The sequence below is a fragment of the Chryseobacterium sp. CS3K3.1 genome (assembly GCF_059515165.1).
Genome location: NZ_JCAKRV010000003.1, coordinates 254,586 through 275,407, shown reverse-complemented (window position 1 = coordinate 275,407; position 20,822 = coordinate 254,586). Strand labels below are relative to the sequence as shown.

At 36.6% G+C, this 20,822-nt stretch carries 18 protein-coding genes; 13 read left to right on the top strand and 5 right to left on the bottom strand.

Annotation, left to right across the window (positions count from 1 at the left end; all coding sequences use genetic code 11):
• From AC5YGI_RS05105 to AC5YGI_RS05085, 5 genes are all read left to right on the top strand, one after another.
• A complete protein-coding gene (locus tag AC5YGI_RS05105; RefSeq protein WP_446105117.1) occupies positions 1-816 on the top strand; it encodes a hypothetical protein in 816 nt (271 codons plus the stop codon).
• A gap of 9 nt (positions 817-825) precedes the next feature.
• Complete coding sequence (locus AC5YGI_RS05100) at positions 826-1,479, top strand: hypothetical protein (protein ID WP_330747327.1); 654 nt, start codon at positions 826-828, stop codon at positions 1,477-1,479.
• Between the two features lie 54 nt (positions 1,480-1,533).
• Positions 1,534-2,184 (top strand): hypothetical protein, encoded by a 651-nt coding sequence (locus tag AC5YGI_RS05095; protein ID WP_330747326.1) that lies wholly within the window; start codon positions 1,534-1,536, stop codon positions 2,182-2,184.
• Between the two features lie 81 nt (positions 2,185-2,265).
• On the top strand, positions 2,266-2,853 hold the full coding sequence (locus AC5YGI_RS05090; protein WP_446105119.1) for a hypothetical protein: 588 nt from the start codon (positions 2,266-2,268) through the stop codon (positions 2,851-2,853).
• Positions 2,854-3,016: 163 nt separating this feature from the next.
• Complete coding sequence (locus tag AC5YGI_RS05085; RefSeq protein ID WP_446105120.1) at positions 3,017-3,736, top strand: hypothetical protein; 720 nt, start codon at positions 3,017-3,019, stop codon at positions 3,734-3,736.
• Positions 3,737-3,941: 205 nt separating this feature from the next.
• Here AC5YGI_RS05085 and AC5YGI_RS05080 read toward each other — a convergent pair whose 3' ends face one another.
• The 3 genes from AC5YGI_RS05080 to AC5YGI_RS05070 form a co-directional block, all read right to left on the bottom strand.
• Positions 3,942-5,732, bottom strand: coding sequence for an endonuclease (locus AC5YGI_RS05080; protein ID WP_454510333.1), 1,791 nt, complete (start codon positions 5,730-5,732; stop codon positions 3,942-3,944).
• Between the two features lie 308 nt (positions 5,733-6,040).
• The gene (locus tag AC5YGI_RS05075) at positions 6,041-6,568 is read right to left on the bottom strand and encodes a DUF4136 domain-containing protein (protein ID WP_496167694.1); all 528 of its coding nucleotides are present in this window, start codon (positions 6,566-6,568) and stop codon (positions 6,041-6,043) included.
• A 1-nt stretch (position 6,569) separates the two neighbouring features.
• Positions 6,570-6,752: a C1orf53 family protein gene (locus AC5YGI_RS05070; protein WP_047434227.1), complete on the bottom strand. Its 183-nt coding sequence runs from the start codon at positions 6,750-6,752 to the stop codon at positions 6,570-6,572.
• A gap of 40 nt (positions 6,753-6,792) precedes the next feature.
• Here AC5YGI_RS05070 and AC5YGI_RS05065 point away from each other — a divergent pair, with 40 nt between their 5' ends.
• From AC5YGI_RS05065 to AC5YGI_RS05030, 8 genes are all read left to right on the top strand, one after another.
• Positions 6,793-7,119, top strand: a complete 327-nt coding sequence (locus AC5YGI_RS05065) for a hypothetical protein (protein ID WP_330747322.1) — start codon at positions 6,793-6,795, stop codon at positions 7,117-7,119.
• Between the two features lie 337 nt (positions 7,120-7,456).
• Positions 7,457-8,365, top strand: a complete 909-nt coding sequence (locus AC5YGI_RS05060; RefSeq protein WP_496167693.1) for a 1-aminocyclopropane-1-carboxylate deaminase/D-cysteine desulfhydrase — start codon at positions 7,457-7,459, stop codon at positions 8,363-8,365.
• Positions 8,366-8,431: 66 nt separating this feature from the next.
• On the top strand, positions 8,432-9,490 hold the full coding sequence (locus AC5YGI_RS05055; protein ID WP_062674272.1) for a glucosaminidase domain-containing protein: 1,059 nt from the start codon (positions 8,432-8,434) through the stop codon (positions 9,488-9,490).
• A gap of 16 nt (positions 9,491-9,506) precedes the next feature.
• Entirely contained in the window at positions 9,507-10,475 is a 969-nt protein-coding gene (locus tag AC5YGI_RS05050; protein WP_496167692.1) for a hypothetical protein, read from the top strand.
• Positions 10,476-10,493: 18 nt separating this feature from the next.
• Positions 10,494-11,783: a glutamate-1-semialdehyde 2,1-aminomutase gene (gene hemL / locus AC5YGI_RS05045; RefSeq protein ID WP_227943004.1), complete on the top strand. Its 1,290-nt coding sequence runs from the start codon at positions 10,494-10,496 to the stop codon at positions 11,781-11,783.
• A gap of 461 nt (positions 11,784-12,244) precedes the next feature.
• Positions 12,245-13,576, top strand: coding sequence for an amidohydrolase (locus tag AC5YGI_RS05040; RefSeq protein ID WP_496167691.1), 1,332 nt, complete (start codon positions 12,245-12,247; stop codon positions 13,574-13,576).
• A 202-nt stretch (positions 13,577-13,778) separates the two neighbouring features.
• Entirely contained in the window at positions 13,779-14,624 is an 846-nt protein-coding gene (locus tag AC5YGI_RS05035; protein ID WP_330747318.1) for an AraC family transcriptional regulator, read from the top strand.
• A gap of 78 nt (positions 14,625-14,702) precedes the next feature.
• Positions 14,703-15,941: an amidohydrolase gene (locus AC5YGI_RS05030; RefSeq protein WP_330747317.1), complete on the top strand. Its 1,239-nt coding sequence runs from the start codon at positions 14,703-14,705 to the stop codon at positions 15,939-15,941.
• Between the two features lie 397 nt (positions 15,942-16,338).
• On the opposite strand, the gene AC5YGI_RS05025 is transcribed toward AC5YGI_RS05030, so the two are convergent.
• Both AC5YGI_RS05025 and AC5YGI_RS05020 read right to left on the bottom strand, forming a co-directional pair.
• Positions 16,339-17,748 (bottom strand): beta-helix domain-containing protein, encoded by a 1,410-nt coding sequence (locus tag AC5YGI_RS05025; protein ID WP_330747316.1) that lies wholly within the window; start codon positions 17,746-17,748, stop codon positions 16,339-16,341.
• A 44-nt stretch (positions 17,749-17,792) separates the two neighbouring features.
• A complete protein-coding gene (locus AC5YGI_RS05020) occupies positions 17,793-20,582 on the bottom strand; it encodes a TonB-dependent receptor (protein WP_496167690.1) in 2,790 nt (929 codons plus the stop codon).
• Positions 20,583-20,822: the final 240 nt, after the last annotated feature.

Below are 20,822 nucleotides of genomic sequence, written 5' to 3'. Positions count from 1 at the left end.
ATGCATAATTTTAAAAAACCATTATATTCTGTATATCCGAGAATGTACTGCTCAGGAACCATCTACGTAAATGATGTTCCTGTGATAGACTGGTACGGAGACGAAACAAAAGAAGGAGGATTCGGAGGAGATACAATGATCAATCAGGCCTTGCTTCAGAGCGGAAAATATAAAGTAACCGGGAAAATGTATCCTCGTTTAGGAAAAAATATTTTGGATGAAGATGATATGATGTCCATCGATTTCTTCTGTGCAGAGCTTGATAACTGGAAGGCTTCACGATTTGCGTTTCATCCTAAAATAGAATCTCCCTGGGATGGTTTGAGTGACAATATTAAATATCCTCATTTTGAAATCAAAGGTGAAATAGAAGTTGAGCTCCCTTTTGTACTTGATGGATGGCAGAACTCGGTAGATCTGAAAGACATCAAAAAAGAAGATCTTTTCAGCGATGTTTTCAAATATTATCAACAGATTAGAACAGTATTGCAAAGCCACAGTGCCGGAAGGTATCTGGAAATGTCACAGGATAAAATGAAGCTGCAGGAACAAGCTTTATACTATACAGAAGAACGGAAAAAAAGCTTTTTGGAAAGTGCCGGTCAATTATTTGCCCAGAATTTAGAGGTGGAAGAACTTCATGAAGCTGATCTCCAGCTTGAAGTAATGGGATACGGAAAATTAGTAAGACTGATGAGAAAAGACGGCTCACAACCATTACAATTCAAAAGTCCGGATATTGAAAAACAAAGCAATATAGAAATGGAGGTAAAACTTCATATGAGAACAAAAGAAAAAGGTTTCAGTATTATTTAATCATTGAAAATGACTTTTTTAGGATATTTTATAGCAATAATTGTCATATTTTCTCTGTATAAAGGATATAAAATCTTTTTGAAATTTGCAGCGAACAGAAATAATGCGGGAAAAAAAGGAGGTTTTCTGGAAAAAGCATTCCTTCTTTTAATCATCTCAATCATTATGATTTCGGTAAATGCAATGGCGTTTGTCTTATCATATACCTTTTTCTGGGAAAAGGCTTACAGAACATTTGATGAGCCGCAATATGTAGCAACTGTTGTGGGGTATAAAAAAGAAATTACAAAGTTTAAGAACTTTTCAACTTCCACCTATAGAGACAAAGTGATTTTCTTTCCGAAAGTAGAATATACTGATGCAAATGGAAAAAAAGTAATAAAAACACTGGATATTACAACTGATCACCCACCCGCTATGGGACAGAAATTAAAGATAACAGATAAAGTAGGGAAAGATAGTACAAACACACTTCAGCTGGATTGGGTAATGTTTGCTGCAGGATGTATTTTTACAGGATTTGCAGCATTTTTCGCGTCGTTAATTTCTACATACACCACATCATATTCCATGAAAAAAAGAATGACCTTGTCCTTCAGGATTGCATTATTGCTTATTTTCATTAATATTTCCTGTATAGTATTCATATATTTGAAATCATAAAGAAACAGAAGTATAGTTAAACGGATTATAGTAATCATCAAAATATAAAATAATATGAAAAAAGTAAGAGTTCTGATATTGATCTTTGTAGTATTGATCAATATCTGTTGTGGAAATAAATCATTTGATTTGTCAACGGTTTCATTAGGTGATGATGCAAAGAAGTATGATTTTGAAAACAAAAATCTGTTTCTGAAAGATGCAGCTAAGCCAGACATCATTCAATATTATGCTGATGAAAATAAAGGACTGTCTTATGAAAATATTCCATTAGATAATACAATGGGTACAAGAATTACCGTATACAAAGGAAAAGTAGGTGCTGTTGATACCAATGCTGCTGAAAAATACTCTCTGGAGTTTGTAGAAAAAATAATAAAAAAACATGGAAATCCTACGGCTTCTACTACAGACAAAACAACCGTAGATGCCAAATTAGTAAAACCAATTTTTGAAAAACTGAAAAAACTTTCTCCGGAAAAAGTGTCATGGGATCAAAATGAGAAAAATTCCTTTACTTATCCAACTTCTTTCTTCTGGGATAATGGAAAGAGCTATTCCATACTAAGCATCTCTATTGAAGATGACGGAAGAATAAGAAATAAATACATCTCTGTTACTAAAGAGGCTTATCGTAATAATGCGGTATTTGGATTAAAATTTCCTGCCCCTCCGGCTTCTCCATGGTATAAGTATATGAATTAAAGCAGGCAGTCAAAATAAAAAACAGTTTCCGGATCTTGAATCTTGTTTTTCTGTTTTTTATTGAAATCTGATATTATCATTATGAAAAATCTGATCTTATTATTTAGCTTTTTGGCTATTGTGTCCTGCAACGGACAAACCGATCTGGAATCTTTAAAATTTGATGAAAAAGTATCGGATAATATTACGAAGGGGGAAAAAGAAACAGAAGCCAATTACGGATTATTATCATATAAACAGGCCGATGTTAAAAACTATAAGCTGGGAACAGTATCATTTTCTGAATATACCGTACCTAAAGGATATGATTATTCCAACAACAACCTTGCGCTTTTTGTAAACTCTTACCAGGATAGTCAATACCTTGGGTTTATACTGAACCTCGCTAAAGAAGATGAAGGGAAAAAGCTGATTGATTATTTGACTAAAACCTATGGTAACCCGGAAAAAAGATCCACTGATAAGACAGGTGCTGCTTACTTCTGGGATGTACCGGCTAAAAATAAATGGATATTTTTAACCCAGGATCAGGAACTTGCACTGGATAATACAAAATATACCAATACCAAACTGATTGTAGTAAAGAAAGGAACCAGAGTGGAGAATTCTTCAGATCCAGGTACGTTCTCCATCTTAGACAGTTTTACCCTTGCTTATCCTAAAAAATAAAAATGAACCCTTTATGAAATAGATTTTTTCTAAAATACATAATGAACCTATAGTATAAGTATATGAATTAAAACAGTCAGTCAAAATAAAAAAACAGTTTCCAGATACTTGAATCCTGTTTTTTCTGTTTTATTATTGATAACCGGACACTAACACTAACATTATGAAAAATCTGAAATATGCATTAACAGCGGTAATCTGTCTGAGCTTTGCGTCATGCGGCCAGCAGAAAAATAAAGAAAGTGAGTCTTTGGTTGAAACAGAGGGAAGTACTCAGACCGAACCATTCAATCTTGCTAAACTGAAAGCAGGACAAAATATCAACGATATTTTAAAATCTGCCGGAGCAACAGCAAAAGAAGCTGTCCGTACCAGTGAAGTTACCCTGATCGGAAATGAAAAGCTGGCTTTTGCTTCAAAAGAATTATTGCACTTCAACGGAATTGATCTGGAAGGAAAAAATAATAAAAATACAAACAAAGTAATTTTACATTTCGGAAAAGTAGATCAGGAAATTGGCCCGCTTGCCAATGAAAAAGAAGACGAACTGGGAATGTATCAGCTTGATATTTATACAGAGCAGGAAAAAACAGCACTTCTGGAAAACTTAAATAGAACACTTCAGAAACCTAGCTTTGATACCATACGGGAAGGTTTTGAATCAGAAGTTAAAGATAATGAGATCATCCGGACACATAACAAACTCAGACAGGAAGTCGCGATCTGGAGAAGTAAAGATATGCTCTATTATTACTGCGAAACCAAAATAGATAACAGACCGGACGAATACCGCTGCAACCTCTTCGTGTTCAGAAATAAAGAATGGAAAGACCTTTTAAAAGGATCCGGATATCCGGACCTGGATAAAATTTCTGCGAATTAATTAAGATAAAATAAACAGGGAATTTAGAACATTCGCTGAGTCAGATCAGCTTGCTGATTCCTCTCTGCCCTCTAAAATAAAACATTAGAAAAATAAAATCTCTGCGTTAAAAAGATCTGCTCAATCAGCAAAATCTGCGAGGGTTTAAAAAAATAAATGCCAGTCTAAAAAGACCGGCATTTTTTATATCAAATTACTATTTGAACTATTTCACTATAAACTGCATCGTCACCTGATCCAGTTTCAAAATATAAACTCCCTGACCAAGATTTCTGGTTTTAATAGAATTTCCATTTCTGAAAGGTTGGTCAATTGTCTGAAGAGTTTTCCCCTGAAGGTTATAAATCTCGGCTTTTTTTACTTTCTGAAGATCTCCTTTTACAAAAATTTCCTGATTGGTAACAGGGTTAGGAGAGATCTTAAAGCTGTTGGATGTAGTTTCTGCTGCCGTATTTTGAGCCATTCTTGCTGTTGATCCTGAATAACATGTCCATGAAAGATCATCAATAGCCACTCTGTTACTTGTTGAATTATTAACCAGACTTACCACTACATTTCCTGAAACGTTGATATTGTTAATGGTCGTCGTTGTAACTGAAGTACTGTAAGGAACAGTTCCTACGGTTGTTCCGTTTACTTTTACATCAAAAGTACCATTGGTTCCTGAGAATTTAAGCTGTGTAGTTACCGTTAAAGACCCAATACCGTTTGCAGAGCTTCCGGAAGTTAAAGAACCGTTTCTTACCGTAATTGCTTTATTGTTAATGGTCTGGTCTGTTCTTGCATCCGTTGCTGTCCAGGAAATACCACCATTGCTCCATGTTCTGGTTGTATACGTAGAGTTGGCTGCAGGAATGGTTTCAAAATTTTCATTGGCACAGCTGGTCCCCGGAGTAGTACCTCCTGAGTTAGTAGTACCTGAAACTGTTGAGCTGTTCGATGAAGAATTTCCAGCCGCATCCTTCGCTACCACATAAAAGCTGTAAGTTGTGGAAGGAGTAAGTCCTGAAATTGTTGTGGAAGTTGAACTCGTAGTCGTTTGCAGACTTCCGTTCATGTAAACATTATATCCTGTTACTCCTACATTATCGGTAGAAGCATTCCAAGCCAGAGAAATACTGCTGGAAGTTGTTCCTGAAACATTCAGACCTGTGGCTGTAGTTGGCGCCTGGGTATCACCTGAAGGCTGCTGGGAGCCCCAGATAAGATTAACATAATTCGGATTGTCGATAAACGGGTTTCTGTTTCCCTGAAAAGTATAGGAAGCATTATTCCTTTTGATTTCAGCCTGAGAAACCGGATCCTGATTGTGCCATGCCAAAAGGACATTAAGTTCCCATGTCTGTAATCCCGGGAATGCAGAACTTCCTAACATATTTCCTGATGAAAAAGAAGAAAGCTTGCTTTGGTAGCGGGTTACAAAATAGAAAATCATACGGGCCACATCTCCTTTAAACTCGTCAATAGGCTCAAATACCGTTCCTGAATATCCTGAAGAAGAAGAGGTTCCCAGTTTGGAACCATTTTGTGAAGTAAAAGAAGCACTTCCTACCTTTCCGAAAGGATAATTGCTTCTCATTCCGTTTACCTTTCCGTCTGTAGCTCTGATAAAGTGAATATCAGACACCATTGGAGAGGCCTGATTAAAAAAACTTTGAGGAACAATGTGCTCTCTGTTATAACAGTTTCCTTCACTGGAATAGGTACCGCACTGGTCGGTTCCGGGAGTATAGTTATACGGGTCAGCCCCTGCAGGCTTTTCAGAATAAATATCAAGGATAGTCCCGTCATTTTCATAATCTTTATCAATATCAGTAGTTTTATAGCCTGTCCAAAGTCCACTGTATCCTTTATCAATATGTCCGTTGGTGATAATGCTGCTTAATTCAGTTTTCAGTGCTGCACCACTTAGTCCGCTGGCAGAATTGTAGTATCCTGCAGGAGCCTGAGCGTGGGCAAGTCCCGCAAATACAGAAAATAAAATGATTTTTTTCATAATTAATATTTAATATAAAGTTTCAGCAAGAATACCACAATTTTTGTGAATAAAAAATTACAAAATTGTTAATTTTAAACACACTGTATGCGATACATAATGAGTGATGAATGATAAGTGATAAATGATGAATGATGTTGTGGTTAAATATCTGTATCTGTATTCAATTCAATAGAGGTGGGCTTTAGCCCGCCTTATACATTGTAATTCCATTTATCGGGCTTTAGCCAAAACTTAAAACTTAATAATTTTATCCATAAAAAAAGCCGATACAAAACGTACCGGCTATATAATGGATGACTTACATCTTATTTTCTTTGTGGCGGATAATTTTTCATAATCTCAGCCATAATTTCTGGAATCTGTCTCTGTTTTGCTTTTGGAGAATCTACAGAAATTCCGCTTCCGATACCCTGCCAAACCAATTTATTGCTTTTTGCATCAATAAGGTCAACAATAAGTGCGCCTTCATTGTGGTTGGTTGTCCATGTTCTGTTCATGCCAACACCCCATCCGAATGGTCCGCCCCATCCCCACATTCCATAAGGAGAAGAGGAATTGATATCAGTAATCTTTTTGTGATTTGCTTTTACGTTGATAATCAGATCAGGGTTTTCTCCGGACTGAAGTCCTTTGCTCTGAAGCTGTCTCGACAGCTCATTCAGCACTCTGTCTTTATCAATATCATTCAGTTTTAGATCATCAATTCTTATTTTATAGGTTTTGTAAGAATTGAAATTGGCGGTTTCAGCATAATCCGAACGTACCTGAAAAGGGCTACAAGAAGTTAAACCTAATGTAGCAGATGCCAACAAAATAAAAATATATTTTTTCATTTTATTTATTTTTTTTATCACTTTTAATGAATGTATCAGTCTTTTTATCGTACCCGTAAGGACAGTGTCTGCAGCCGCTTTTACAGCAATATCCCCTTTTCAGATGGAATTTTTCCGTAAAAACCTTGTACCCCTGTTCATTATAGTAGAAGTCTTCACCTTCTTTGATGTCATAATGGGCCATAAGTTAAATGCTAGTCAAAAAACTTTTTATATTTGTTACTATGATAATTGTATGCCAAAAGCCTTTAAAAAAATTAAAAATTAATGGCATCGCTCTCTTTCCCTTTATCTTCATTAGGAAACCCGAAGATAAGGAAAATAATGTATTGATCAATCACGAAAAAATTCATTTACGCCAGCAACTGGAAATGCTCGTTATTTTCTTCTATATTTTCTATGGTATTGAATATTATTACTGGTTTTTTAAACTCAAAGACGGATATCTGGCCTATAGAAGAATTTCCTTTGAAAGAGAAGCTTACACTAATGAAAACAACCTGAACTATCTCAGAAAAAGAAAATTTTGGAACTTCAGGAAATACCTCTGAAATTATAAATGATGAATTTCATGTTTAATGTTTCGGGGTGTCGGGATTCGAGGTTGGAGAGGTTATTTTTTTTGATTTTATATTTTAAACGGTGGATTTCAATATTCTCTATATTCAGCATTTAATATTCAATAGGGGTGGGCTTTAGCCCACTTATCAAATAAATCAATATTCATTCGGTTTTAACCAAAACTTACAACTAAATAACCCACATCACAAAAAAATCAAAAACATCATCTGTGCAAATCCGTGCGATCTGTGGGAAAAAAGAAACTCCTCACAACATTAAATCTTTTCCTACTTTTGCAAAGAATAAATCTTGAGTTGTAAAACTGAAATGCTATTAAAACTTCCGACAGAACCCGTTTCCATTCAGGAAATTCCCATTCAGAAAAATATTAAACTTTTCATTAAAAGGGAAGATCAGATTCATCCGTTGATTTCAGGGAATAAATACTGGAAACTCTTTCACAATGTCAATAACTATCTCGAAAAAAATCAGGGAAACCCCTATATCATTACGTTTGGAGGTGCTTTTTCCAATCACATTGCAGCGGTTTCTGCGGTAGGAAATAGGGCGGGTATTCCAACACTGGGAATCATCAGAGGGGAAGAATTGGAGCATAAATGGCGCGATAACCCAACCTTACTTTTTGCGAAAAGAAATGGGATGAACCTGAAATTTGTCACCCGCGAAGAATACCGTCACAAAGAAAAACTTACAGAATTCCTTCAGCAGGAGTTCCCTGAAGCTTTGATAGTTCCTGAAGGAGGAACCAATAAAGAGGCTGTGGAAGGTGTAAAAATGATGCTCAACGAACAAACAAAAGATTTTGACTATCTTTGCACCGCAGTTGGAACCGGTGGTACCATTGCCGGAATTTCAAAATTTTGTGAAGAGAATCAGAAAGTTATAGGATTTAAAGCCGTTTATGATGCTTCACTTGAAAATAAAATTTTTGAATTAACTTTGAAACAGAATTTTAATCTAATAGATTCATGTTTTGGAGGTTATGGTAAAATAAGTGATGGAAACGTCCGTTTTATCAATGATTTCAAGGAGAGATACGGTATTCCTCTGGAACCGGTTTATACAGGGAAAATGATGGAGAAGGTTTTTGAAATGATAGAAGAAGAATATTTTCCTGAAAACAGTAAGATTTTATGCTTTCACACTGGTGGTTTACAGGGAATTGAAGGAGCGAATCTGCTGTTGGAAAAACAGAATAGAAATTTAATTATATAAGTAAAATTGAAAAACATGAAACACTTAGTGTTCCATCTTTCATTTTAAAACAATAAAAAATATAAGATGAAAAGACTTTTTCTATCCATAAGCCTTTTAGTTTTATCAAAATTTTCAGCCCAGACTTGGGCAACCGAAGATCAGTATATTCAGAAGTTTGCTAAATATGCCGTAGAAGAAATGGAAAAATATAAAATTCCGGCTTCTATTACCCTTGCCCAGGGCCTTTTGGAAACCGGAGGCGGACAGAGCAGACTGGCACAGGAAGGTAAAAACCACTTCGGTATAAAATGTAAAGAAGACTGGACCGGTAGAACAATGAAGCATACCGATGATGCACCCAATGAGTGTTTCCGTGTATACGACGATCCGAGACAGTCTTATGAAGACCATTCTATATTTTTATCTACAAGAAAATATTACGCCAACCTTTTCAAACTGGATATGAAAGATTACAGAGCGTGGGCAACCGGCTTAAAAAAAGCAGGATATGCTACCAATCCGCGCTATGCTTCCATTCTTATCTCGAAAATTGAAAAGTATAAATTATATGAATACGACAATACCAATTCCAATGAAGTATTGTATGCTGTTCTTAAAATGTACCCGGATCTGAAAGACGACAGAACTTTCATGGCACAGCTGGAACCTTCAAAAGCAACCAGAAAAGTGAAAGAGCCGGTGACGGTAGAAGTTCCCTACAAACAGACTTCTTATGCCCAACAGCAAAAAAGAGTAGAGAGAATCAAAACGAAAGCTGAAATTCTTAATTCTATTCTGATCAAAAGCCATCCGAATGACGGTCTGAAATATATTATCATTCCTGAAGATACCGATGTAAAATTCATTGCCAATAAATTCAAAGTAAGCGAAAGCAGGCTGATGAAGTGGAATGAACTGGAAAATGAAACTTTAAAGAAAAATGATATCGTTTTCCTTGAATCCAAAAATTCTACAGGAAATACAGCAACTTACAAAGCTGAATACGGAGAAGATATGCATGATATTGCACAGAAATTCGGAATCAAGTTAAATAAATTATATGCTAAAAACAGGATGGATGAAGGACAGCAGCCATCTGCAGGACAGCTGATTTATTTAATAGATAAAAAACCACGAAACTAATAATAACCCCAAAACAATGAGAATCTTAAATATCAAAACTAAATATCTGTTGATATTTCTGATATTTATGTCGTGTACAATGTTTTCTCAGGAGCAAAATTATATTCCTTACAGAAAAGGAAAATTATGGGGACTTTGCGATATTAATAAATTTATAGTTGTACAACCACAATATAGCAGCATAAGCAGTTATGACGAATCTATAGGAGGGTTTCATGCGGAACAAAATGGACGATTTGGAATCGTGGATCGAAATGCTGTTATGATCATGCCATTTATTTCCAATATACCTATATCTGTAGAAGGAGGTAAATATCTGGTGTTTGATGGATTGGATTATTATTACTATTCCATTAAAACAAAAATGCGTCTTGACAGATATATTAAGCAAGAAAGTTATCCTGTAAGAGACCGTGGCTGGGAAAATTATAATCCCCTTGACAGAAATAATGCAAAATTGACATTAAGCAGGGATGATCTGGATGATGACGATCTGAATGTATTGGGTCCTTATGATCATGACGGGTATCAGCTGAATTACAAGAGCGATTTTATTGAAATAACAGAAGGTGATACTTATATTGGGATTTATATTCCTAAACTTAAAAAGATATTTATCAATACACGAGAAATAGCATATGTTGGATGGCAATTTTATAAGGGAAAACCTTATATTCTTACTACCAACCATTCAGAATTGTTTGGATTGGTAGACGAATACTTTCGTGAGATTTATCCAATACGATATACAACGATCAATCTAATTGATGACAGCCGTTTAGTTGTCCTTTCAGAACCAGATCCGAATAATAAAAATAATGTGATTTTTAAAACGCTTCTTCCCAATAATAAGGTTTTGTATGGAAAATTTGAACCGGCCGTTACACTCTGGAAGAATGGCGGTCCTTTTCAGATATATTACACAGTGATTGATGGGCAGAAGAACTATGCAGGAGAAGATGGAACCCTTTATTTTGAGGGTTAAATAAAAAAATAAAAGAAAATGAAGTATCAAAGAAGTTCGGCTTTGTTTGATGAAGCCTACAAATACATTCCGGGAGGCGTGAACTCTCCGGTAAGAGCATTCAAATCCGTAGGAGGAGTGCCTGTTTTCATGAAATCGGCAAAAGGAGCTTACCTTACCGATGCAGATGATAATACTTACATCGATTATATCAACTCATGGGGTCCTGCTATTTTAGGGCATACACATCCTGAAGTACTGGAAGAACTTAAAATACAGGCAGAGAAAGGATTCTCTTTCGGTGCTCCTACAGAACTGGAAACGGAAATAGCAAAATTCATTATTGAAAATGTCCCGAATATTGACCAGATCAGAATGGTTTCTTCAGGAACAGAAGCATGTATGAGTGCTATCCGACTGGCAAGAGGGTATACAGGAAGAGATAAAATCGTAAAATTTGAAGGCTGTTATCACGGACATTCAGATTCATTCCTGATCAAGGCAGGAAGCGGTGCCGCTACATTTGGAAATCCAAACTCTCCGGGAGTAACTGCCGGAACTGCAAAAGATACTTTGCTGGCCCGTTATAATGATTTTGAACAGGTTCAGGATTTATTCCGTCACAATCCGGGAGAAATTGCAGCTGTGATTATAGAGCCGGTTGCTGGAAATATGGGTTGTGTGCTGCCTGAAAACGATTTCTTACAAAACCTGAGAAAGATTTGTGATGAAAACGGTGCTTTGTTAATCTTTGATGAAGTAATGACTGGTTTCAGATTAGCTTTCGGAGGTGCACAGGAACTTTTCAATGTAAAAGCAGATTTAGTGACTTACGGAAAGGTAATCGGTGGAGGTCTTCCGGTAGGAGCTTTCGCAGGTAGAAATGAAATTATGGATCACCTTGCACCAAAAGGAGGGGTATACCAGGCGGGAACATTAAGCGGAAATCCTTTAGCCATGAGAGCAGGATTAAAAACCCTTCAGCTTATTAAAAATGATCCTGAGTTTTTCAACAGACTGGAAAAAACAACAGAAACATTAGATTTTGAGATCGGAAAAATATTAAACGAAAAGGGAATTGCTCACAGAATCAACAGAAAAGGTTCTATGATGTCTGTATTCTTCCATATTAAAAGTGTTTCCAACTTTGATGAGGCACAGGAAGCTAACCACTCATTGTTTAACAACTTCTTCCACCAGATGCTGCAGAATGGAGTATATCTTCCGCCAAGCGGTTATGAAACTTACTTCATCAGCGATGCCATCAAGGATAAAGAAATTGATATGACATTGGAAGCAGTAAGAAAATTTGAGTATTCAAATAAATAAATATAAACAAGACCGGATTTCACATCCGGTTTTTTTATGGAAAAGAAAATTGATTTAAAGAGTTTGAATTGAAAAAAAATTAACACAATCTTTCTCATTACGTAGAAGTCTCAGCAAGGTAGAACAGTATAATCTGAATTCCTATGGAATGACAAACTATGTGTATTATTTTTATACTAGTCGGAATTACTAGTCTTAGTTTTATACAAAAAGTAAAGGCTGTCCCCTTTGTCACTCTGTAGAAGTTTCAACAGCGTAAAAACAGCATAATTGGGGATTCTTGCGGAATGACAAGCGTTGTGGATATTTTCTTTATTGTAGTATAGAAAAGATAATTTAAGGAAATGATAAAGTATTCTCCCAAATAATTACCACAAAGTATAAATCATACAGATTTTGTAATAAACCATACACCTCATTCAAGGGGGCTTCTTTTTAATTTTGTCTTAAATAGATTGGAAATGAAGACCTCAGACAATACCATCTCCCGTAAAGATTTTATCCGGAATTCAGCGTTGGCTGTAGCGGGATTAACTTTAATACCCAATATCATGACTGCATCGCCTTTCGATGAGGAAAATCTTTCAGCAAAAGGAAAAATGAGCCTTAAAAATGTTCGCCTGGAAACAGGTTTCGAATACCAGGACGGAGAAGTGGCTTCCACCAAAACAGATCTGTTCTATGTAGAAGTTGAGAATGGAAAAATAACAAAGGTCGCTCCCAACCAACCTAATGCTAAAGCGGTAGATGCAAAAGGACTATTGATGCTTCCCGCATTTAAGGATATGCACATCCATCTGGATAAAACTTTTTATGGAGATCAATGGCAGGCCGTTAGAAAAAGAACAGGAGGTGTCAAAGGAATGATTGAGCTGGAGCAGAAAATGCTTCCTGAGATGCTTAAAAATTCCACCTTTAAGGCTGAAAAGCTAATTGAACTGTTACAGTCGAAAGGAACTTCCTACGCGAGAAGCCATGTGAATATTGAACCCACTTCAAAACTTCAGTCTTTAAAAAATCTGCAGAAAGCGTTAGAAAATAAAAAGAAAGGCTTTGGAGCCGAGCTGGTGGCATTCCCACAGCATGGTGTTTTCTATACGGATTCCGTACCTTATCTGAAAGAAGCTGCGAAGATGGACATCGATTTTATTGGTGGAGTAGATCCGTTCAACATTGATGGCGATATCGAAAAAGTGGTAGACTTTACTGTTCAGCTTGCGTTGGATCATAAAAAAGGAATTGATATTCATTTACATGAAACCGGAGATTCGGGATTGAAAACGGTAGAATACCTGATTAAAAAAGTAAACGAAAACCCTGCTTTGAAAGGGAAAACATATGTAAGCCACTGTTTTATTCTTGCAAAATTAGAAGCTGCAAAACAGGAAGAAATTGCTGAAAAATTAGGTGAAGCACAGATCGGAATTGTCTCTACAATCCCTTTCGGAAGACTGATCATGCCAATACCAACACTTTACAAGCATAATGTAACTGTTCTCACAGGAAATGACAGTATTGTGGATCACTGGAATACTTTCGGGACAGGAAGTGTACTTCAGAAAGCCAATTTAATGGCACAATTGTATGGATATTCAACAGAGTTTTTATTATCAAGAAGCTTAAAACTGGCCACTGGAAATATCCTTCCGTTAGATGATAAAGGAACTCAGCAATGGCCAAAGTCGGGTGATAAAGCAAATTTTGTATTGATCAAAGCAAGTTGTTCTGCAGAAGCAGTATCAAGAATTTCAGACGTGGAGTCTTTAGTTCATGAAGGAAACGTTGTTTTTTAATGTAGAAAAAAAGGATTAAATAAATTAATCTATAATCTAGTTGTGTTTTTTCAACCATAAAGGGGATGAAAGTTTACGAAAAGTCACGAAACGAAGATGGAAAATGAAGATAGCGTGATACAATAAAGCTTTTGTCCCTTTTGTGGTTGTTTTAGTTTTTTCTCTCGTAAATTTTAGTAATTTTAGGAGAAAATCAGGCAGAGTGGCTTACCATACAGATCATTTTCCTATTTTGGGAATACAGGAATTTAGTGAAAATCAGCTGAACAGCTGTAATTTGCTGTTTAATGATCTCTCCGGAGCACGTTCCATTGATGATCCCCATAAACATGATTTTTTCATCATTAATCTCTTTGAGCAGGGAGCAGGATCACATACCATCGATTTTACAGAATATCAGGTAAAAGATTATCAGATTCACCTTGTTTTTCCTGATCAGGTACATCAATGGGTGATTGGAAAAGAAACCATCGGTTATCAGCTGATGATCAGCCGGGACTGGTTTGAAAGTTTTCTGCCTTCATTAAGATTTTCTGCCTCTTATTATCAGAATCATCCGGTAATCACTCTTTCTGAAGAAACGTTTGCTAAGTTTTTTTATGAATTTCAGGAAATCCGGAAAGAACTGAATGGAGAAAAAGTATTCTGGGAATTGATCCAGAAAAGAAGTGAATTAATTGGTCTGCTGGTAAGTAAATCTGTGGAAGGCGCTTTTAAAGACTTTGAAATCTATAACTCAAATCCTATTATTTCAAAATTTCTGCATTTGATTGATGAATATTTTAAAACAGAAAGATCTGTATCATTTTATGCCGATAAACTGAATATTTCTGCCAACTACCTGAATATTGTCTGTAAGAAAAATCTCAATGCTTCAGCATCTTCACTTATTCAGGACCGCATTTTACTGGAAGCCAAAAGACTGCTGAAAGTTTCCGAAATGTCTGTAAAAGATATTGTTTATGATCTTGGTTTCTATGATCATGCCAGCTTTTCCAAATTCTTTAAAGCGCAGACGGGAATGACACCTTCCCAATTCAAAGAATAATCTGTACAAAACAAGACATGATTGATACACCGGTTTTACTTCAGGCCGGCTTAATTTTGTATTGTTAAATTTTACATCATGAAATTTCCCTATCAATTAACTGCAAAAGGAAACTATTTCCTGAAAAATGTCCGTCTGGAAACAGGTTTTGAATACGAAAATGAAGAGGTTACCGGAACAAAAACAGACCTTTTCAGTATTGAAATTGAAGACGGAAAAATAAAAACAGTAAAAGCCAATGATCCGGCTTCCAATGCCATCGATGCTAAAGGATACCTGATGCTTCCCGCATTCAGGGATATGCACATTCATCTGGATAAAACATTATATGGCCTTCCCTGGCAGGCCCTTTCTCCGAAAAGAAAAACGGTGAAAGATATGATCGCCTATGAGCAGGAAATCATTCCTGAATTGCTGAAAACTTCGGTAAGCAGGGCAGAACAGCTGATCAGTTTACAACAGCATTACGGAACGCATTTCGTAAGAACGCATTTCAATATTGATCCTACATCAGGACTGAAATCTCTGGAACATCTTGAGCAGGCTCTTGAAAATAAAAAAGATTCTTTTAAAGCCGAACTGGTGGCCTTCCCACAGCATGGAGTATATTACACAGAATCTGCTCCACTGATGAAAGAAGCAGCCCAACTGAAAAGTGTAGGATTTATTGGCGGACTGGATCCTTTCAGTATTGATGGAAGCATTGAAAAAGTAATGGATTTTACGGTTCAGTTGGCTTTAGATCACAACAAAGGAATTGATATTCATCTGCACGAAGCAGGAGAGTCCGGAATGAAAACGATCAATTATCTGATTGATAAAGCGGTCGAAAACCCGGTACTTCAGGGAAAAACGTTTGTAAGCCATGCATTTGCTTTAGCTCATCTTTCTCCTAAAGAAACTGAACAGATTGCGGAAAGATTGGCTGCCGGAAAAGTAGGAATCGCTTCTTCCGTACCTTTTAAAGGAAAAGTAATGCCTATTCCAACCCTGAAAAAATACGGAGTAAACGTATTGATTGGAAATGACAACGTACAGGACTACTGGAGCACTTTCGGATCCGGAAGTATGCTGCAGAAAGCGAATCTTATTGCTGAACTGTACGGTTATACTACAGAATATGCCCTTTCAAGAGCTTTGCAGTTTGCGACTCAAGCCATTCTTCCTCTGGATGAAAAAGGAAACCAGCAGTGGCCAACAGCCGGTGATGAAGCCGCTATTGTTCTGACAGACGCGTCATGTTCTGCTGAAGCTGTTTCCAGAATGTCCGAAATTAAAGCCCTGATGAATGGCGGGAATTTATTCTGGAGAAATTAATGTGAAGTATATATATTTTTATACACTTGTTTTTTGTAACTGCCATCGGAAGCTTTTCTGGTGGCTTTTTTTGTGTGGGGTGCGGGATGCGAGCTTTTGAGATTCGTGATTCGAGTTTTGAGATTATGATTATAAATTTCGAGATTATTTATATTCAATAGGAACGGGCTTTAGCCCGTTTGAATGGAAAAAATAGCCAAAACTTATGAAAAAATATATGTATTCAACCCCCAAAATTACTGTTCATATTCCCTTTATATGTTTTACAATGTGAACATCTATTCATATTCAAAATTCCTACTATTTGTAATATCCCGTAATAACGATAAAAAAGCCCCCGGAAATTACTTCCGGAGGCCTCTATTTGAAATTAAATCTAGGTACTTATATGATGATGTTATAAGTTAAAGTTAGTCCATCCTGCATACCATGTATCCGTAGCATCTTTTACAGCACCTCTGTAAGTAACCTGCGTAAACCATGTTGCTAATTTAGCGTTTGTAAATGCTCCACCTGTTAATAATGGAGAACCTGAAGTAGGTGTAAAGTTTGGAGTAGTTCCTGCAGGAGCCCAAGCACCGGCAAGTTTTACATCAGCTGTAGACGCAAGGATGGTGTTTCCTTTAGCATTGAACCATGTTGTAAGATCGGCTAATGTATACGTTGTAGGAGTAGAGGTAGATGGTCCGAATTTTAAAGGAGTTGTAGTTCCAGCCAATATGTTGTTTTCGAAGAATAATTTGTTACCAACAATATTGTTATCTGTTGGAGAACCTTTCGTGGCATCGATGAATAAACCAACCGGGAATCCTGTGAATACAGAGTTGAATACAGAGATTGAAGAGTTTCTTCTGATCTGTAATGCATTCTGGAATAGCGCATTGATTGATCCCGGAGCTGCAGAGTTGATTGGCCCGATAATCGTCATGTTAGAGAACGTAGCGGATGTCTGAGGCGTTAAAGTAGAACCGTTGGCATCATTATCAGATTCAAATGCATTAGAACCTGAAACGTCTGCTACCTGAGAATCTCTTACTGCAATACCAAACTGTACCTTTCCTGAATACCCGTTGTCAGTATCGAAATCGTCATCAAGACCTTTGTAAGAAATAAGGTGAGAACAGTTTACTGTTCCTCCGAACCACTCAAAACTGTCATCGTTAGCATAAGCAACCTCTACATAATCTACTGTAGTTCCGTTACCTACACCACCGAATGTAAGTCCGTTAACCTCTTTATCTGGTAAAAATGCATATCCTGCATATTCTATTCTTACATATTTTAATACACCACTGTTGTCCGCAGCGTTGGTTCCGCCATAAAGTCCAAGACCTTCAGAGTTGTTGATTCCTCCTTCAATTTCTCCAACTCCGTTTGCACCTCCGAAAGAGGCATTGGTAGGAGCGTTTCCTAAAATAACTAAACCTGCCCAGTCTCCTCTTTTAGGACTTGGTTTTTCTGAAGTGAAAATAATAGGGTTGGCAGCAGTACCTTCTGCCATGATTTTACTTCCTCTTGTAATGATCAAAGCTCCGTTTTTATCAGCTTCACCTACAATCTTTGTACCTGGCTCGATCGTTAAAGTAGCTCCGTTAGTTACATATACCAGTCCTCTCAGCTTATAGATTTTATTGGCTTTAAGTGTAGTATTGGAAGTGATTTTTCCTGAAAGAATAAGGTTTTCAGTTTCTCCGTTTCCGTTACCTCCATTTTGAATAATGGTAGGTCCATCTTCTTCTATATTTCTACATGCGGTAGTTGATACTAGAGCGCCAAGCATTAAAGAATATAAAACGAACTTTTTCATGTTATAAAGAATTAAATTATTTATTAGATTATTTGTTGAGTGAATTAAAAATTGTATCCCAGTGTTAAACTGATATTGGTTCCTGTAAGTCTTTCAATAGCAAGAGCATCTTTGCTGTCATACTTGCCATTGTCGTTCAGGTCATGGTAGAATTTCGCACGACGGTTCAGGATGTCTGAAACATTCAGCTTGATCTCTCCTTTGTTGCTCCATAATTTTTTAGAAAGCTGGAAATCTAAAAGAGGTCTTGGTGCTTCCCAGATTGGTGGAACCTGATCGTTTCCTACATAAAGAATTCTTCTTCCGATCATGTTGAATAATAGCGTTGAAGACCATCCTGATTTTTCAGTATCGTACTGAAGACTTAGGTTGACAGTATATGGAGACTGTCCCTGCATTGGTCTGTCAATATTGGTAGCTTCGTCTGTTACTCTGTTTTTGATTAATGCTACGTTTCCACCCAGCGTAAAGTTTTTAAGAGCGCTTACAAAATCCAGTTTTTTTCTGGCTTCCACTTCCAGTCCGTAAGCATCAGCTTTATCTACGTTAAGATAGTTGAAGGTGTTACTCGTTCCTACCCCTGATTGGTTGAAGTATAATTCGATCGGTTTTTTAAAGTTTTTATAGAAACCTGCCACGGAAATAATTTCCCCGTTTCTTGGGTAGAATTCCCAACGAAGGTCGGCACTCGTAATTTTGGTTCTTTCGATAGATTTGTTACCGATTACCGTTGCTCCAAGGTCAAAATCATAATATGCCAAAGGAGAAACTTCTCTGAATTCCGGTCTTACAACAGTTTGTGAACCTGCAAGACGGATATTCATTTTAGGATTTACCTTGAATGTTAAGTTCACAGCAGGTAAGAAATCTGTAACACGAGTGTTTACAAAACGGTCATCGCTTTTCTTCGTGCTTCCTACCAACTGGTCAAAGTTCTCCACTCTTAATCCCCACACAGCTCTTAACCATGGTGTGAAGTTATTGTCAAACTGTAAGTATCCTGCGTTAAGGATGGTGTTGGCAATATATCTGTACTGGTTTCCTGCAATTTCATCAAATGTGAATCCACCGTTAGTTCCGAAGTTACCTGGATTGAAGATGGTTTCAAAAGGCTGGGAAAGTAATCCCTGATTGAAGTTTTCAAGTCTTACAGAGAACGGTCGGGAGTTGTATATTCTGTCTTTTACCTGGAATAAATAACCTCCTTTGATTGTTTGCTTCTGTCCGAACATCGTAAACGTTTTGGAAACGTCACCTCCTGCATTATACAGATAGTCGCTCAGAGTAGAGTAGAATACACTTCCTGATTTTTGAGAAAGACCATTAGAAATCAATGCTAAATAAGGACTTCCCGGCATGTTTGTATATTGGTTATACTGTAAACGCTGCAGCAAAGGAATATACTGATCAAGGATCCCGAAGCTTCCGTACCAGTTTACGGTAAGACCGCCAAGAACATCAATTTTATGATTACCGGAAAGGGTGGAGTTATAGAAAGTCGTTTCTTTAAACCCGATTTCCCTTGCCATGATATTGGTCCCGTTGATCGGATCAAATTCAAAGTCCTTTCCTGTTCTGAAGGACATATGGTTTACCGTATTGTTGGTAATGATATTCTTTAAGGAGATTTTATTATTGTTGTTCAGCTTTAAAGCAAGGTTCAACATCCCTCCTAAAATAATATCATTGCTGTATTTTTCTGTAAAATAATCGAAGTTGGTATCAGCAAGCTGGTCGTTGATGGTAAAGAAACGGTTGGTAGATTCGGTTCTTCTTTTGTTGTTACTGTAATTTAAAACAGCAATTACTCCTAAATCTTTTCCGCATACTTTCGTGTTGAAACCTCCGTCTAACTGTAAACTTAAGTTTTCAGGATAACCAATGCTGTTGTATCCAAGATTCTTGGTATATCCTTTACCAATCTCTGTTTTCTGAGCTTCAGTCAGAATACTGAAAGCATTTTTTGCAGGCATATTGGTAGGAAGTTTTCTGTAACCGTCATCAATTCCTAAAAAGTCCCACTTTCCACCTTTCTGCATATGGAACTCCTGTCCCATAGTAGCTGTATTTCCTCCTACACCTACCTGTACATTGAAGAAGTTTTTATTAGGAATATCTTTAGTATTTACCTGAATCAAAGCACCTCCCCATTCACCTGTATATTCAGGAATGAATGTTTTATTGATGACAAGGGTTTCGATAACGTTGGCAGGGAAAAGATCAAAAGAGAAAGTCTTTCTGTCAGGCTCCGTACTGGATAACTGAATACCGTTCAGCATCGCCTGGTTATAACGGTCTGATAAACCTCTTACTACAATATATTTTCCGTCAAATAAACTCACCCCTGAAACTCTTTTCAGAACTTCACCGGTGTTTCTGTCCGGACTTCTTTTAATCGCTTCAACACCAATAACCTGAGAAACTACACCGGCATTCTTTTGTAAACCGATGGTAGAGGCTATGGTTTCTTTTCTTGCGTTTGATTTTATGACAACTCCCTCAATTTCTTTCTCTTTGGTGGATGGCTTATCCAAAACAATATCAAGGTGAGTATTACCTTCATTTTTGATAATAACTTCACTGATCTCTTTTCTGTTATACCCATTGGAGCTTACGGTTACAATGTAATTGGTGCCAGGGGAAAGGTTGATAGAGTAGTATCCGGAAATGTCAGTGGTTACTTCCTGACCATTTACTTTTACTTTTACACCTTCTATTGGAGTGTTATCTTTCTCGTCCAATACCCTACCTTCCAAAATCTGACTTTGTGCAAAAGCATAGCCAGCAGAAAACAAGGCAAGTAGCATGATGCTCTTGTGGAGTTGTTTTTTCATTATTACTTCTTTTACTTCTTTTTCAAGGGCAAAATAAAGGCTAAGTTTTTAAGAAAACTTTAGGAGAATCTTAATTAATTATGAAGTTTGTATTAACGAAAGAACAGATTTTATACTTATCGATGTTTAATTTATATAATTATAATTTTTGTTTTAATGTTAATTATTATTCCTTATATTTGATTTGTGTATATTTATTTATTGATTTTTTTATTGATTTTATAATTAATGTGTAAAATG

Bases quoted from the DNA above. Each gene is read 5' to 3' on its own strand.
- AC5YGI_RS05025 (WP_330747316.1), bottom strand. From the start codon at position 17,748: ATGAAAAAGTTCGTTTTATATTCTTTAATGCTTGGCGCTCTAGTATCA.
- AC5YGI_RS05095 (WP_330747326.1), top strand. From the start codon at position 1,534: ATGAAAAAAGTAAGAGTTCTGATATTGATCTTTGTAGTATTGATCAAT.
- AC5YGI_RS05020 (WP_496167690.1), bottom strand. From the start codon at position 20,582: ATGAAAAAACAACTCCACAAGAGCATCATGCTACTTGCCTTGTTTTCT.
- AC5YGI_RS05030 (WP_330747317.1), top strand. From the start codon at position 14,703: ATGAAATTTCCCTATCAATTAACTGCAAAAGGAAACTATTTCCTGAAA.
- AC5YGI_RS05105 (WP_446105117.1), top strand. From the start codon at position 1: ATGCATAATTTTAAAAAACCATTATATTCTGTATATCCGAGAATGTAC.
- AC5YGI_RS05075 (WP_496167694.1), bottom strand. From the start codon at position 6,568: ATGAAAAAATATATTTTTATTTTGTTGGCATCTGCTACATTAGGTTTA.
- AC5YGI_RS05040 (WP_496167691.1), top strand. From the start codon at position 12,245: ATGAAGACCTCAGACAATACCATCTCCCGTAAAGATTTTATCCGGAAT.
- AC5YGI_RS05090 (WP_446105119.1), top strand. From the start codon at position 2,266: ATGAAAAATCTGATCTTATTATTTAGCTTTTTGGCTATTGTGTCCTGC.
- AC5YGI_RS05070 (WP_047434227.1), bottom strand. From the start codon at position 6,752: ATGGCCCATTATGACATCAAAGAAGGTGAAGACTTCTACTATAATGAA.
- AC5YGI_RS05100 (WP_330747327.1), top strand. From the start codon at position 826: ATGACTTTTTTAGGATATTTTATAGCAATAATTGTCATATTTTCTCTG.
- AC5YGI_RS05060 (WP_496167693.1), top strand. From the start codon at position 7,457: ATGCTATTAAAACTTCCGACAGAACCCGTTTCCATTCAGGAAATTCCC.
- AC5YGI_RS05050 (WP_496167692.1), top strand. From the start codon at position 9,507: ATGAGAATCTTAAATATCAAAACTAAATATCTGTTGATATTTCTGATA.
- AC5YGI_RS05065 (WP_330747322.1), top strand. From the start codon at position 6,793: ATGATAATTGTATGCCAAAAGCCTTTAAAAAAATTAAAAATTAATGGC.
- AC5YGI_RS05055 (WP_062674272.1), top strand. From the start codon at position 8,432: ATGAAAAGACTTTTTCTATCCATAAGCCTTTTAGTTTTATCAAAATTT.
- AC5YGI_RS05080 (WP_454510333.1), bottom strand. From the start codon at position 5,732: ATGAAAAAAATCATTTTATTTTCTGTATTTGCGGGACTTGCCCACGCT.
- AC5YGI_RS05085 (WP_446105120.1), top strand. From the start codon at position 3,017: ATGAAAAATCTGAAATATGCATTAACAGCGGTAATCTGTCTGAGCTTT.
- hemL (WP_227943004.1), top strand. From the start codon at position 10,494: ATGAAGTATCAAAGAAGTTCGGCTTTGTTTGATGAAGCCTACAAATAC.